The following is a 15447-nucleotide window of genomic DNA, read 5'->3' as shown; positions in this document are numbered from 1 at the left end:
CAGCTCATGCCTCTCATTCCCGAGGAGCCTCAGATTCACGAGAGTGCCCAGGGTCCCCGCGCCACTCCGGCCAGCGGCCGCGTCGCGCCGACCCCCCGTCCCGTACCAGGCCCCCGCCCCGCGGCGCCGCCGCGTCCCGGTCGCCCCGGCCCTCTGCGGCCCACGGCGCCGGTGCAACGCACACCGCGTGACGTGGCCGCCGCCAAGCCCGGACCGTCCGGTCCGGCTGCCCCCGCCACCTCCGGCACCGCTGCGGCGACCCCGCAGATCCAACTCGTCCCGGCCTCGGCCGAGGGTGCGCTGGACGCCGCCGAGGAAGCCGTCGACCTGCTTCTGGAGTCGGGCCGTACCCCCGGTGACGTGCTGGTGATCACCACCGGCGAACCGCACCCGTGGGCCGCCCATGAACTGTCCTTCGGCGAAGCGTCCTACTGGGCGCAGCACGACGCGCGCGACGACGTCTTCTACGCGGACGCCGCCGTCGCGGGCCGGGCGGCGTCCCGACCCGTCGTCGTGGTCGCCGTCAACGGAGGCCTCGACACCGTTGCCGCCACCGCGCTGCCGCTGGCCCTCGGCCGGGCCGGTGCCCTGCTGATCGTCTGCGGCGACCCGCAGCAGATCAACTCGGTGCTGGGCGCGGGCGTCTGAGAGCCGTCTCCGGAACGTCCGGAAGCCTCTCGGAGGCCGACGGTGGCCACCTCGGGCGCCGTCGCCTCCGGCTGTGCACGGTGAGCGCTTCGCCGTACCCGGAAGGCCGGGCGCGGTTGACGAAGGGCGCCTTCCACAGGCGTTCCGTGCCAAAGGCGGTGACTCGTCCGGGCGGGAGTCCCCACTCGGGGCGGCCCGGCGTCGTACGGACCTTCCCGGCGTCGTACGGACTCTCCAGTAGCGGTCTCGTGCCGCTGTGCGGTCCGGGCGCGGAGCCCGGACCGGGTTTCAGCGGGCCGCGGCGCGGCGCAGGACCTCCGAGGCGGCGCCGCCGGTGCGGGGCAGCAGGGGCGGTACCTCGGACATGGCGAAAGGTTCCGGCGTCGAGTCCGCGCTCGGGCGTCGGCCGCCGCGCCCCTCGCCGAGCACCTGCCAGCCGTCACGGGTCAGCGTGATGTACGCCCCGCAGCGCAGCCCGTGCAGCGTGCAGGCGTCGCGCAGCCCCCACATCCACGCCCCGTCCTCCTCCGTCCAACGCGCGTCGCCCTCACGGCAGTAGAGCAGCACGGCGGTGCGCACCGGGGTGCGGCGGCGCAGGTCGTGCGGGATGACCCGACGCAGCTGCGCGAGCAGCGCGTTGCGGAACATCCAGCCGTCGGCCGGGGCGGACCGGCGGACGAACGAGGCGCTCGCGAGCAGCCGCTCGTCCGGGTCGAGGACGGCCACGATCGCGGTCGCCGGTCTCGGGCGGTGCCGGGAGTGCAGCCCGCTGACGACCTCGCGGGGATTGCGCAGCAGGGGGATTCCGGCGGCGGCCCACTCGGAGGGTTCGAGCATACGGGCCAGAGGGTTGGCGGAAGCGGCGGACAGGTCGGCTGACGTCGACGTGGATGCCGCGGAGGACGGAGCGAATCCGAAGGTCACGGTCCTCCCTTCGGCTACGCGCCCATACTGCGGGCGAGGTCGGATTCGGGGGAGCGCACACCGCAGCAGAGCCCTACCGGATCACGGACGAGCCGTGCGGGGAGCGGACTCCAATTCTTGCTGTCGAACTGGGATGCGGCAACGAGCAAATGGGGCCACAGCCCCTTATGTGATGGTCTGTGGCTTATATCCCTACCCAATGCGTTGTCCGGCGACGCCTGGGGCGATCGAGCACCACACTTTCGTACGCCATTGAGGTGCGAAAGGTCCAGAGGGAGCAGGTCGGCCAGCGTGAGTGGGGCGTCCGGGACAGGCGGTCAGGACGGCTGGAAGCGCCTCTTCACCGCGGCGGGGGATTGGGCCGTTGTCAGTGGCGTGAGGTTGCATGGGGTCATGAGCAACCAGGAGCTGCGTGCCGAAGCCGACGCCATCCTCGCCGAGCTGGTCGGTGATCCGAGCGGTACGGCGCGGCTGCGCGAGGACCAGTGGCAGGCGGTGGCCGCCCTCGTGGAGGAGCGCCGGCGCGCGCTGGTGGTGCAGCGCACCGGCTGGGGCAAGTCGGCGGTGTACTTCGTCGCCACCGCCCTGCTGCGTCGGCGCGGCTCCGGGCCCACGGTGATCATCTCGCCGCTGCTGGCCCTTATGCGCAACCAGGTCGAGTCGGCGGCACGGGCCGGCATCCGGGCGCACACCATCAACTCGGCCAACCCGGAGGAGTGGGAGAGCATCTACGGAGAGGTCGAAAAGGGCGAGACCGACGTCCTCCTCGTCAGCCCGGAGCGGCTCAACTCCGTGGATTTCCGCGACCAGGTGCTGCCCAGACTCGCGGCCACGACCGGCCTGTTGGTGGTCGACGAGGCCCACTGCATCTCCGACTGGGGACACGACTTCCGCCCGGACTACCGCCGGCTGCGGGCGATGCTGGCCGAACTGCCCGCAGGCGTACCGGTGCTCGCCACGACGGCGACCGCCAACGCGCGCGTGACCGCCGATGTGGCCGAGCAACTGGGCACGGGCGCCGGTGAGGCCCTGGTGCTGCGCGGCCCGCTGGAGCGGGAGAGCCTGCGGCTTGGGGTGGTCCAACTCCCGGACGCCGCACACCGCCTGGCCTGGCTCGCCGAGCACCTGGACGAGCTGCCGGGCTCGGGGATCATCTACACGCTCACCGTGGCCGCCGCCGAAGAGGCCACCGCCTTCCTGCGGCAACGCGGCTTCAAGGTCGCCTCGTACACCGGGAAGACGGAGAACGCCGACCGGCTGCAGGCCGAGATCGACCTCCAGGAGAACCGCGTCAAGGCCCTGGTCGCCACATCGGCCCTGGGCATGGGCTACGACAAGCCGGATTTGGGCTTCGTGGTCCACCTCGGCTCGCCCTCCTCGCCGATCGCCTACTACCAGCAGGTGGGCCGCGCGGGACGCGGTGTGGCGCACGCCGACGTACTGCTCCTGCCGGGCAGGGAGGACGAGGCCATCTGGCGCTACTTCGCCGATACGGCCTTCCCGCCCGAGACACAGGTCCGCCAGACCCTCTCGGCCCTCGCCGACGCGGGACGGCCGCTGTCCGTACCGGCCCTGGAGACGGCGGTGGATCTCCGGCGCAGCCGCCTGGAGACGATGCTGAAGGTCCTGGACGTCGACGGAGCCGTCAAGCGAGTCAAGGGCGGCTGGGCGGCCACCGGAACCGAGTGGGTGTACGACGCCGAGCGGTACGCCTGGGTGGCCAAGCAGCGAGCGGCCGAGCAGCAGGCCATGCGCGACTACGTGAGCACGTCCCAGTGCCGGATGGAGTTCCTGCGCCGGCAGCTGGACGACGAAGGCGCGGTGCCCTGCGGCCGTTGCGACAACTGCGCGGGCGCCTGGATCGACTCGTCGGTCTCTGCGGAGACGCTGACAGGAGCGACGAAGGAACTGGACCGACCGGGCACGGAGATCGAGCCGCGCCGGATGTGGCCGACCGGGATGCCCGCGCTGGGCGTCGACCTCAAGGGTCGTATCCCGGCCAAGGACCAGTGCTCCACGGGACGTGCCCTGGGACGGCTCTCGGACATCGGCTGGGGCAACCGGCTGCGTCCGCTGCTTGCCGAGAACGCATCCGACGGCCCGGTCCCCGACGACGTCCTGAAGGCCGCGGTGGCGGTCCTCGCCGACTGGGCGCGTTCTCCTGGGGGTTGGGCGCCGAACGTCACCGACGCCTCCGACCGTCCCGTGGGAGTCGTGGCGGTACCGTCCCTGGCCCGTCCGCAACTGGTCGGTTCCCTCGCCCAGGGCATCGCGACCATCGGCCGCCTCCCCCTCCTCGGCACCCTGACGCACACCGGCCCGGACGGCACGCACGCGGCCCGCCGCAGCAACTCCGCCCAACGCCTCAGGGCCCTGTCCGACGCCTTCGCCGTCTCCGAGGAACTGGCCGGCGCCCTGGCCGCCAATCCCGGTCCCGTCCTGCTCGTGGACGACTACACCGACTCCGGCTGGACCCTGGCGGTCGCCGCCCGCCTGCTCCGCCGGGCAGGCAGCGAACAGGTTCTTCCACTGGTCCTTGCCGCGGCGGGCTGAGATCCCGTAGCGGGATCCGTTTTGGCAGGCGGCTGAACGTGCGATTCGGGTCCACATATCCCGGTCGCCCGGACCGACTTGGCCGCACCGGACTCCATATGACGTGCCCCTGACCGGACTTATCCACAGCCTCAAGCGGAATGGGGCGATTCGCGAGATCGTCAACGCATGACGAATCACAGCGAAACGACCGGATCCTCTGAAAACGGCGACATCGAGCCCACCGCGTACGACCGGCACGGCGCCGACCACCAGGTCACCCTGCGCACCCCGGCCGAACTCGCCGACGCCCTGCCCTACCTCCTCGGATACCGCCCCGAGGACAGCATCGTCCTCGTCGCCCTGCACGATCGCGGCGGCCGGGGCCGCTTCGGCGGCCGAGCCCGGCTCGGTATTCCCGCCGGCGCGGAGGACTGGGCGTCCGTAGCACGGCAGTTGGCCCACGGCCTGGTGACCGGCAGCGAGCGCAGGGGCACCCGCCCCGAGCAGATGATCGCCTACGTCTGCCAGGAACCGGCGCCCGGCGAGTCGGGGCGCCAGGTCATGGAGCGGCTACGTCCCCTGGTGCAGAGCCTGCGCACCGAGTGCGGCCGTCTCGATGTGACGGTCATCGAGGCACTCTGCATCTCGGACGGCCGTTTCTGGTCCTACTGCTGCCCGATCGAGGGATGCTGCCCGGTCGACGGTTCCCCGATGGGTCTGCCCGGTACCTCCGTGCTGGCCGCCGCGGCGACCTACGCGGGGCTCCAAGTGCGCGGCACACTGCGCGAGTTGCGCAGCAGGCTGCAACCGTGGGAGACGGCCGCTGCGCTGGAGCAGGAAGCCGCCCTGGACGCCGCCGGCATGGCCCTGGTGCCCCGGATCCTCGACGAGGCCGAGCGGGTGGACGTGGCGCAGGAGACGCTGGACCTCGCCCAGTTGATCATCCGCCGGTTCGCCGCGGCACCACCCGTGTCCGGCGCGCTCCAGTCGGACCTGCGCGACGACGAACTGCTCGCCCACGACGAAGCGGCCGCACTGATCCTCGGCCTTCAGGACCGCACGACCCGCGATCGCGCGGCCGAGTGGATGGAGGGCGACGAAGCGGCTCCGGCTCTGCGCCTCTGGCGCGCCCTGGCCCGCCGCTGCGTCGGGCCCTACGGCGAACACGCCGCGGCCCCTCTCACACTGGCGGGCTGGGTCGCCTGGTCGACCGGCGACGACCTGGAGGCCCGGGAAGCCCTGGCCATGGCCCTGGGCGCCGACTCCGACTACCTGTTCGCCCGCCTCCTGCACCAGGCCTGCAACGAGGGCCTGGACCCGGAGTCGATCCGTCGCTGTCTGCGCGCGGAGCGGAAGGACCGTGCGGTGGCGGCCGACGCGGAGGTGGCCGACGGTTCAGTACCGCGGGGCGCGAGTGTTTCCGGCGAAGTCCCGGCATCGACAGCATTGCCCACGGCTTCGCGCCGTCGGCGCCGCTCCCGTACCGCCGACGGAGTCGAGGGTCGCCCGCGTTCCGCAGAACCGGACGGCTCCCGCCCTCGCACACCGGCGCAGGGCACCGCACGTCCCGGCGGCACGCGTGCCCGCACCTCCGGGAAGAGCGGTTCGCGGCGCCGTGACGCCTGCTCGGAGCGGCCTCTGCCGGGGAGCAACGGCATTGAGGGGGACGGGTGATCAAGAGGTGGGGGACCGGTGCCGCGCGTCCGTCTCCTCCGCCTCGCCGCCATTCGGTCGGCTTCCCCGGTTGCGGGCGTGACCAGGAGGAGCCCGGTTCCGTTCACCTGAGTGGCGGAACGCCTGATCGGGCCGTGTCGCCGTACAGCCCTTGTCCTCCCGGGACTCTCCATCCGGCGCCGAACACGTCCGAGGCGCACAGAGCGCAAAAGAAGCCGCCCATGCATCAGCCGACTCCGCCCTCCGATGCCGGTGACCGCCCTGGCGGAAGCTTGTCGCAGCCGTCGCAGCCGTCGCAGCCGTCGCAGCCGTCGCAGCCGTCGCAGCCGTCGCAGCCGTCGCAGCGGCTGGCGGGGGGCTTGGCGCCCGGCCGGATCCGCCGTCCACCGCCACCCCCGTCCCGGTCTCCATCCCCGTCCCCGCTCCGGTCCTCTTCGCTCTCCCCGCCGCAGAGTCCCGTGTCACACGCGCCTCGTCCGGCGCCCCGCCGTTCCGTCGAACTGCCGCCCACTCACAACACGCTGATCTGCGTCGCCCTCCCGGGCCTCGCCGTCTCCACCGAGCAGGGCCAGCTGAATGGCCGGGGGCTCGAGGGGTTCTACCGCGCGGGCCGGCGGGTGCTCTCCCGCTGTCAGGTGCGGGTGGCCGGACGCGAACCGCTGGCCGTGCAGGCCAGGATGACGGGGGCCGACCGCGCGCGTTTCGTCGGAACCGTGCGGGTGTCCCCGGACTGCGGCCCGGACCCCGACCTCGTGGTCGAGCGGACCCGGCACGCCGACGGCACGGAGCGCATCACACTGCGCAGCGTGTCCTGGCGCCCGCTGCGCCTGCCGGTCGAGGTGGCGCTCGGCACCGACCTGGCGGACCTGGGCGCGATCGCCGCGGGCGGCACGGGACCCGAACTCCCCGCCACCGTGCACGACTCGGGGCTGCGCTGGTCCGGTGCCACTGGGAACTCGACGGTCACCGCCGACCCGCCGCCCGCCGACGCGCTGGCCTCCGCTGGGCTGCTGCGCTGGGAGTTCGAACTGCCGCCGGGCGGTACGGCGAGCGTGGAGCTGCGGGTACGGCCGGACGGCGCGGGACCGGTCCGGGCCGTGGGCCACGGGGCGACCAGCCCCCTGGCCTCCGCACGGGCGACCGGTGACGACCCCCGAGTCCAGGCGCTGCTGCGCACCAGCGTCGAGGATCTCCAGGCACTGCTGATGCGCGACCCGGCGCACCCCGCCGACACACACCTCGCGGCCGGGGCGCCCTGGCGGTGCGGTCTGGCCCCGGCGGAGTCGCTCACGGCGGCCCGCATGACCCTGCCCCTCGGCACCCGGCTCGCCGCGGGCACACTGCGGACCCTGGCCCGGACCCAACTCCCACGCCCCGGAGCACAGTTCGGAATGATCCCGGGACCGCGCCGGGATGCGGGTGCCCATCTCCCGCCGGGCTGCACGGGGACGGAGGCGACCCTGCTCTTCCCGGTGCTGCTCGCGGAGGCGCGTCGCTGGGGGCTTCCGGAGCAGGAGACACGGGAGTTGCTGCCGGCCGCCGAGCGCTGTCTGACCTGGCTGCGGACCACCGTCGGCGACGGCACCTATCTGCGCGACCCGCAGCCCGGTGGACCGGTCCGCTGCGAGACACAGGCCCACGCCCACCGGGCAGCACTGCTCGGAGCCGATCTGCTGGACGCGTTCGGCAGACCCGGCGGTGCCGAACTCCGAGAATGGGCCCAGGAGTTGCGCACCGTCTTCCGCGCGGACTTCTGGATCGGGGACCTGGGCGGCGGTCGTCCGGCGGCGGCCCGGCTTCCGGACGGACGTCTCGTGCCGCACCTCTGCGCGACCGCGGCCCATCTCCTCGACACCGGACTGCTGGGCGGCGGCGAGTACGCACCCGGCCTGCTCGACAAGGCGCGGGCCGAACAACTCGCCCGACTGCTCGGGAGCCCGGCCATGGACTCGGGCTGGGGACTGCGCGGCCTGGGCGCGAAGGAACCGGGATTCAGCCCGTTCGGCCATCGGAGCGGCGCCGTGCGCGTGCAGGAGACGGCGATCGTGGTCGCGGGCCTGGCCGCCGGCGGCTACGAGAAGGCGGCCACTTCACTGTTGCGGGGCGTCCTGGCGGCGGCCGAGGCGTTCGGACACCGGCTCCCCGAGATGTACGCGGGGGAGCAACGGACGGAGGGGAGCGCTCCCGTTCCTCACCCGGCCGCCTGCCGCCCGGCGGCCACGGCTGCCGCCGCCGGGGTACTGCTGCTGACCACCCTCGCGGGCATCCGCCCGGACGCCCCCGCCGGGACGGTCACCCTCCGTCCGGTCCGCAGCGCGCCGCTCGGAGAGATCGGTCTGACGGGGCTGCGGGTCGCGGGCGCCCCGTTCTCCGTACGGGTAGGCCGACTCGGTGTCGCCATGGTCGAGGAGGCGGCCGACGGACTGCAATTGGGAGCGTGACCTCGTACGAGTCCGTGTGGGCGGCGGCCGTAAGCGGAGGATCGACCGCGTATCGCACCGAAGTGGATCAGTCGCGGCGGTACCGACGAAGGGAGTGTTTATCGTCAGGCAGACGACTATGATCGCCGCATGTCCTACGACCCGTCAGCGTATCCGCCCTTCGCCGTCACCGTGGACCTGGTCGTGCTGACCGTGCGCCGCCATGCTCTGTGCGGGCTGGCGGTACGCAGGGGCGAGCCGCCCTTTCAGGGACGCTGGGCGCTGCCGGGCGGCTTCGTACGGGCCGACGAGGACCTGGCCCAGGCCGCTGCCCGCGAACTGGCCGAGGAGACGGGACTGCGCGCCCACGACCCGGCGGTCCCCGCCCAGGACAACGGAGCGCATCTGGAGCAGCTCGCGACGTACGGCGACCCCAAGCGTGACCCGCGGATGCGCGTCGTCAGCGTCGCCCACCTCGCACTCGCTCCCGACCTGCCCGCACCCCGCGCCGGCGGTGACGCCAGCAACGCGCGCTGGGCACCCGTAGAGGAGTTGCTGCAACAGGGCGGCTTCGGGCGCGACGGCGACCCGGTGGCGCCGCTCGCCTTCGACCATGCGCAGATCCTGTCCGACGGGGTGGAGCGCGCCCGTTCGAAGATCGAGTACTCGTCTCTGGCCACGGCGTTCTGCCCCACCGAATTCACCGTCGGTGAACTGCGCCGCGTCTACGAGGCGGTGTGGGGCGTGGCGCTCGACCCGCGCAACTTCCACCGCAAGGTGACCGGCACGCCCGGCTTCCTCGTCCCGACCGGCGGCACGACGACCCGTCAGGGCGGACGCCCGGCGCAGCTGTTCCGGGCCGGCGGGGCCACGCTGCTCAACCCGCCGATGCTGCGCCCCGAGGTGTGACGTCGTAGCACCGCGGACGGGGTGACCAAGCGTTGCGGTGCGGGCCGTTCGGTACCCGGAAAAACGGACATAGCGCGCTATCTTGCTGTGGGTGATCCAGGCCTTCGGACTGACCAGCAACGCCCGCAAGGAGCATCCGCCCGCCGTCGACGACGTCTCCTTCGAGGCCCGTGCGGGCAGTGTCACCGCACTCCTCGGAGCACCGGGCGCGGGGAAGACGACCGCGCTCAGGCTCATGCTAGAACTCCAACAGGGGCGTGGAATCACCTACTTCAGGGGCCGCCCCCTGCATCGCATCGCCCACCCGTCGCGCGAGGTCGGCGTGCTCCTGGGTGATGTGCCGGGGCATCCGGCCCGCTCGGTCCGCGGCCATCTGCGGTTGCTGTGTGCCGCGGCGGGTGTTCCGGCCCGGCGGGCCGACGAGGTCCTCGAAGTGGTCGGCCTCGTGAGCCTCCGCGACGAACGCCTCGGCAGTCTCGCGCGCGGCATGGACCGCCGCCTGGGCCTCGCCTGCGCCCTGCTGTCCGACCCGCACACACTGGTGCTGGACGAACCGGCGGACGAACTCTCCGCCCGCGAAAGCCGTTGGCTGTACGGCATGCTGCGCGCGCACGCCGCCCAGGGCGGCACGGTCCTGTTCACCACGGCCGACCCCAAGGAGGCCGCCCGCAGCGCCGATCGGGTGGTCACCCTCGAACAGGGCAGACTCGTCGCCGACCAGGAGGCCGGAGACTTCGCCCGCACCCGGTTGCGCCCCCGCGTCGCGGTCCGCACCCCGCACGCCGCCCGCCTCGCCGCCCTCCTCACCAAGGAGGCCCGCACCGCCCACCGCTCCGTCGAGGTCGTGCGGGAGGAGGGCAACCGCCTCTCCGTGTACGGCAGTACGTGCGCGGACGTCGGCGAGACTGCGTTCCGGCACGACATCCTCGTCCACCAACTCGCCGACGAGATCGGTGACATGGGGCCTGGGGCCGGTACGGCGCCAGGAGGCGAGCCGGAAACCACTGACGAGCCGCGCGTGCCTGCCCCCTCGTCGCCGGCCGTGACGGGATCGCCTCTAACGGGCGTGCCGTTCGCCGAGCAGTCACCCCCGATCACACCTGCGCTGCCCACCTCCGAGCCCTCCGCCGGCGAAGAACCGGAACCTGCCGCACAAGCCCACCCGCCGTACGAGGAACAGGCGGCCGCCGTCCGCCCCTTGCGGGACACCGCCGTTGACCCCGTGGCTCAGCCGACCACCGCAAGCCTCCCTGCGACACCCGGCCCCCGCGCGCCGAGTCCCGCCCGCTCCCGACTGGTCCCTCTCGTCGACCCCGAAGAGGCAACAGGCGCCATGCCTCCCGCGCGTGCCCCGCGCCCTTCGCGAACCGTCACTCTCGACGCCCTGTCCCCGCTCCCGCCCCCCATCTCCGTCCGCTCCGCCCCCAGTCCGCTGCGCCCGCTCCGCTACGAGCTGCGCCGTGCCACCGGTATCGGCACCGGGTTCCTGACCGGGGTCGCCGTACTCGTCGTGTCCGCCCTCACCGCACTGCTGTTGGCCCGGATCGGACACACCCCGCAGCCGCGCCTGCTGGCCGCGTGGCCGCGGGAACTGCCCCTGCCGCCTGCGGCGCTCGGCGCGGGACTGCTCGGGGCGTTCGCCTTCGGCGACGAGTTCAGGCACCCTGCCCTGGCAGCGGACCGTGGAACCGTCCCCAGGCGGATGGGGCTGCTCCTCGCGAAGCTCCTCGTCTCCGCGGCCACCGCGCTGCTGCTGGGCTTTCTCACGGTGGGCTGCGACGCCGAGGCGCTCTATCTCGTATACGGACGGGAGCTCGCGCAGGTTCCCGCCGACTGGCTTTCGGCGAGCGCGAGTTGGACCGGCCTGCTCGTCGGGTGCGCCTGGGCCGGAGTGCTGGCCGCGGGCATCTTCCGGTCCACCACGGCCGGGCTCGCCGCGGTGGTCGCCGTACCGATTCTCGTCGTACCCCTCGTGCACAAGGCGTTGGAAGGGCCGGCCGTGCGGGCCGCGGCGGGCTTTCCCCTGCGGATGCGGAAGGTGTTCCTGCTGCAGTGGCCCTTCGGGGGAGAGCGGTATCTGTCCGCGGCGGCGCGGGTGATCGCCCAACCCGTGGGCGGGGCACTGACGTTGTCGCTGACCGCACTGCTCTGCGCGTATCTGCTCACGACCCTGCGTAGCAGGGTCCGATGACGACCGTGCGCGCCCTTCAGGTCCCGCTCTGCGCACAACTCCCCGGAGAAAGCCCATTTCTTTCCGATAAGGCGTCAATTGCGACGGGGTGAGCGATCACCCTTTCGTGTGCTTTTCACCAAAGACCTCAAGGGAGTTGGGGCCAACGCCGACAAAGGATCCGTGAGTACCCTTGCGCACACCATGATGACCGCCGCCCGCTCCGCAGACTCCGGTCTCGCCGGCCCGGGCGAACTCGACCGCTACCCCTATGCCGAGGCGCCCGTCACCGAGCGCCTCGGAGCCCCCTCCTGGGACGGTTCCGACCCCGAGCTGGGCCGCGTGGGCCGTCGTGCCGCGGGCAGCCGCGGACGCGGACTGCACGGCCAACTCGTCCAGCAGCTGGGTCAGATGATCGTCTCCGGCGACCTGGGCGCCGACCGCCCGCTGGTGCCCGAGGAGATCGGCCAGCGCTTCGAGGTCTCCCGCACCGTCGTCCGCGAGTCGCTGCGCGTCCTGGAGGCCAAGGGCCTGGTCAGCGCCCGCCCGAACGTCGGCACGCGCGTGCGTCCCGTCAGCGACTGGAACCTGCTCGACCCGGACATCATCGAGTGGCGCGCCTTCGGCCCGCAGCGGGACAACCAGCGCCGCGAGCTGAGCGAGCTGCGCTGGACGATCGAGCCGCTCGCCGCGCGCCTCGCCGCCGGGCACGGGCGCGAGGACGTCCAGCAGCGCCTCTCCGACATGGTCGAGATCATGGGCCACGCCATGGCGCAGGGCGACGCGCTGACCTTCTCCCGCGCGGACGCCGAGTTCCACTCGCTGCTCATCCAGGTCGCGGGCAACCGCATGCTGGAGCACCTTTCCGGGATCGTCTCCTCCGCCCTCCAGGTCTCCGGCGGCCCGGTCACGGGCTGTGACCGCCCGAACGACGCCTCCCTGGCGCACCACGCCCGGATCGTCGACGCTCTCGCCGCAGGCGACGGCGCGGCGGCCGAGGCAGCCATGCGGCAGCTGCTCATCGTGCACCCCGAGGTGGAGCGCGTGGTGCCCGCCCCGCGCGAGCACTGACGCGCGGGGTGGCAGGCTCGGTCGAGACGCGCCGCGCTCTTGTGGCGCCGCCCGGCCTGGTCGCCGTCTTCCGCCGGACCCCGCAGGATCCTCCAGGGAACCGGCGGGGTCCGGCGGTGCGACGGGGTGCCGGATCTCGCTGAGAAGTGCCTCTCGCGGCCCTGGGTGACCTCCTCTGCCCGTGTCTGACCGTTTTTGAGCGCTTACGGGGTGTGACTCGGGCCACGCAGATTGGGCGTAACGCTCGCGGGAACTGCGCGATGACCTAAGAGGTGACAGCCGCGGAAGGGAATACGGACGCCGTTCAAGGCGCTGTGATTCTTCCCGGCCCCAGCCCGCGCCGTCGGCCCATCCCCAGTCGGCGGTCGTCGGTTCCTGTCCGTACCGGACGGGGCCGGAAGCCGTTTTCCATCGTTCCGAGAGGTTGTTCGTGTCGGCCAGCACATCCCGTACGCTCCCGCCGGAGATCGCCGAGTCCGTCTCTGTCATGGCGCTCATCGAGCGGGGAAAGGCTGAGGGGCAGATCGCCGGCGATGACGTGCGTCGGGCCTTCGAAGCTGACCAGATTCCGGCCACTCAGTGGAAGAACGTACTGCGCAGCCTCAACCAGATCCTCGAGGAAGAGGGTGTGACGCTGATGGTCAGTGCCGCGGAGCCCAAGCGCACCCGAAAGAGCGTCGCAGCGAAGAGTCCGGCGAAGCGCACCGCCACCAAGACGGTCGCCGCGAAGACGGTGACCGCCAAGAAGGCCACCGCCACCGCGACTCCGGTGGCGCCCCTCGCCGACGCTCCCGCCGAGGACGACGCCCAGAAGGCCGTTGCCAAGAAGGCGGCGCCCGCCAAGAAGGCGGTCGCCAAGAAGGTCGCCGCCAAGAAGACGACTGCTGCGGCGGCCAAGAAGACCAGCGCCAAGAAGGACGACGCCGAGCTCGTCGACGACGAGGCCGTCGAGGAGACCCCCGGCAAGACCGGGGACGAGCCCGAGGGCGCCGAGAGCGCCGGCTTCGTACTCTCCGACGAGGACGAGGACGACGCGCCCGCGCAGCAGGTCGCCGCCGCCGGTGCCACCGCCGACCCCGTCAAGGACTACCTCAAGCAGATCGGCAAGGTCCCCCTCCTCAACGCCGAGCAGGAGGTCGAGCTCGCCAAGCGCATCGAGGCCGGTCTGTTCGCCGAGGACAAGCTGGCCAACGCCGACAAGCTCGCCCCCAAGCTCAAGCGCGAGCTGGAGATCATCGCCGAGGACGGCCGCCGCGCCAAGAACCACCTCCTGGAGGCCAACCTCCGTCTGGTGGTCTCCCTGGCCAAGCGCTACACCGGCCGCGGCATGCTCTTCCTGGACCTCATCCAGGAGGGCAACCTCGGTCTCATCCGCGCGGTGGAGAAGTTCGACTACACCAAGGGCTACAAGTTCTCCACGTACGCCACCTGGTGGATCCGTCAGGCGATCACCCGCGCGATGGCCGACCAGGCCCGCACCATCCGTATCCCGGTGCACATGGTCGAGGTCATCAACAAGCTCGCGCGCGTCCAGCGCCAGATGCTCCAGGACCTGGGCCGCGAGCCCACCCCGGAGGAGCTGGCCAAGGAACTCGACATGACCCCGGAGAAGGTCATCGAGGTCCAGAAGTACGGCCGCGAGCCGATCTCCCTGCACACTCCCCTGGGTGAGGACGGCGACAGCGAGTTCGGTGACCTCATCGAGGACTCCGAGGCCGTGGTCCCGGCCGACGCGGTCAGCTTCACGCTCCTCCAGGAGCAGCTGCACTCCGTCCTGGACACCCTGTCCGAGCGCGAGGCCGGTGTGGTCTCGATGCGCTTCGGTCTCACCGACGGTCAGCCGAAGACCCTCGACGAGATCGGCAAGGTGTACGGGGTCACCCGTGAGCGCATCCGCCAGATCGAGTCCAAGACCATGTCGAAGCTGCGCCACCCGTCGCGTTCGCAGGTGCTGCGCGACTACCTCGACTAGGTCGAAGTCGTACGACACGGAAGGCCCGGTTTCCCGTCAGGGAGCCGGGCCTTCGTGCTGGCCGCGGGTGCGCGGTGCGGTGCGCTGGATCACTCTGGGTCTCTCATGACCATCCCAGAGTGAGGAACGTGCATGCGTCGTCCCTTTGCCCGGGCCCTGACCCGGCCGCTGGTCCTGGCGGCTGCCGCGTCCGCCATACCGCTGGTCTCCGCGGCCCCCGTGGCCGCCGACAGCATCGTCGTCGGCGGGTTCCCGGTCGATGTCTCCGAGAGCCCGTGGACGGTGGCTCTCTCCAGCAGTGACCGGTTCGGGGGTACCCGGGCGGGGCAGTTCTGCGGCGGTGTCGCCGTGACCCGGACCACCGTGCTGACCGCGGCCCACTGCATGGGCGACGACGTCCTGGGTGCGCCACCGAATCGCGCGGGCGACCTCAAGGTCCTCGCGGGCCGTACGGACCTGCTCTCGGGCAGCGGCCAGGCGATCGCCGTACGGGACGTGTGGGTCAACCCGGCCTACGACACCGTCAGCAATGCCGGCGACTTCGCCGTGCTCACCCTCGCCGCGCCGCTGCCCCAGAGTTCCGTCATCGGGATGGCGGCCACGGGTGACCCTGCCTACCGGCCGGGCACGGCCGCCACGGTCTACGGCTGGGGCGATCTCAGTGGAGGCGGCGACTACGCGGGCAGCCTGCACGCAGCGCGCGTCCATGTGCTGCCCGACGCCCGCTGCGAGGAGGCGTATCCGGGCAGCACGGACGGTACCTATCTCCCCGAGGCCATGCTGTGCGCCGGAGAGCCTCAGGGAGGCCGTGACGCCTGTCAGGGGGACAGCGGGGGGCCGCTGGTCGCGCAGGGCCGGCTGATCGGGCTGGTGTCGTGGGGCAGCGGGTGCGGGCGGGCCGGGAGCCCCGGCGTCTACACGCGGGTGTCCGACGTCGTCCGGACGCTCGGCCGCCACCGCGGCGCGCCGGGGCCGCACAAGGGCTCCTGACGGCCGCAGAGGGGCATTCGTGGATACGAGGACGGGGGGGGGTGAGGGGGGGGTGTGGGGTTTGGGTGGGGGGGGGGTGGGGTGTGGGGGTGGGGTGGGTGGTTTGTGTGTGGGGGGTTGTGAGAGGAGGAGGG

The 15447-nt window shown here is 72.3% G+C and carries 10 protein-coding genes; 9 read left to right on the top strand and 1 reads right to left on the bottom strand.

Going from position 1 to position 15447, the window contains the following annotated elements:
* The first annotated feature begins 6 nt into the window (after positions 1-6).
* Positions 7-648: a hypothetical protein gene (locus ACFXC1_RS36725; RefSeq protein WP_381251203.1), complete on the top strand. Its 642-nt coding sequence runs from the start codon at positions 7-9 to the stop codon at positions 646-648.
* 288 nt (positions 649-936) lie between these two features.
* On the opposite strand, the gene ACFXC1_RS36720 is transcribed toward ACFXC1_RS36725, so the two are convergent.
* Positions 937-1572: a hypothetical protein gene (locus ACFXC1_RS36720; protein WP_019072910.1), complete on the bottom strand. Its 636-nt coding sequence runs from the start codon at positions 1570-1572 to the stop codon at positions 937-939.
* A gap of 393 nt (positions 1573-1965) precedes the next feature.
* Here ACFXC1_RS36720 and ACFXC1_RS36715 point away from each other — a divergent pair, with 393 nt between their 5' ends.
* The 8 genes from ACFXC1_RS36715 (at position 1966) to ACFXC1_RS36680 (ending at position 15313) form a co-directional block, all read left to right on the top strand.
* Positions 1966-4125, top strand: a complete 2160-nt coding sequence (locus ACFXC1_RS36715) for a RecQ family ATP-dependent DNA helicase (protein ID WP_381251201.1) — start codon at positions 1966-1968, stop codon at positions 4123-4125.
* A gap of 168 nt (positions 4126-4293) precedes the next feature.
* Positions 4294-5781, top strand: a complete 1488-nt coding sequence (locus tag ACFXC1_RS36710) for a DUF4192 domain-containing protein (RefSeq protein ID WP_381251199.1) — start codon at positions 4294-4296, stop codon at positions 5779-5781.
* Between the two features lie 458 nt (positions 5782-6239).
* Positions 6240-8222 (top strand): glycogen debranching N-terminal domain-containing protein, encoded by a 1983-nt coding sequence (locus tag ACFXC1_RS36705; protein ID WP_381251197.1) that lies wholly within the window; start codon positions 6240-6242, stop codon positions 8220-8222.
* Between the two features lie 129 nt (positions 8223-8351).
* A complete protein-coding gene (locus tag ACFXC1_RS36700) occupies positions 8352-9110 on the top strand; it encodes an NUDIX hydrolase (RefSeq protein WP_019072914.1) in 759 nt (252 codons plus the stop codon).
* A 91-nt stretch (positions 9111-9201) separates the two neighbouring features.
* Positions 9202-11301, top strand: coding sequence for an ATP-binding cassette domain-containing protein (locus ACFXC1_RS36695; protein WP_381251195.1), 2100 nt, complete (start codon positions 9202-9204; stop codon positions 11299-11301).
* A 162-nt stretch (positions 11302-11463) separates the two neighbouring features.
* Positions 11464-12351 (top strand): FadR/GntR family transcriptional regulator, encoded by an 888-nt coding sequence (locus ACFXC1_RS36690; protein WP_086022045.1) that lies wholly within the window; start codon positions 11464-11466, stop codon positions 12349-12351.
* Positions 12352-12781: 430 nt separating this feature from the next.
* Positions 12782-14323, top strand: a complete 1542-nt coding sequence (locus tag ACFXC1_RS36685) for an RNA polymerase sigma factor (RefSeq protein WP_381251193.1) — start codon at positions 12782-12784, stop codon at positions 14321-14323.
* 132 nt (positions 14324-14455) lie between these two features.
* Positions 14456-15313 carry a S1 family peptidase gene (locus tag ACFXC1_RS36680; protein ID WP_381251191.1) on the top strand — a complete coding sequence of 286 codons (858 nt, stop codon included), beginning with the start codon at positions 14456-14458 and terminating at the stop codon, positions 15311-15313.
* Positions 15314-15447: the final 134 nt, after the last annotated feature.

This window comes from Streptomyces hokutonensis (assembly GCF_042751305.1).
GTDB classification, from domain to species: Bacteria; Actinomycetota; Actinomycetes; order Streptomycetales; family Streptomycetaceae; genus Streptomyces; species Streptomyces hokutonensis_A.
The sequence above is the reverse complement of the archived record's forward strand: the minus strand, read 5'-3'. Positions and strand labels throughout refer to the sequence as shown.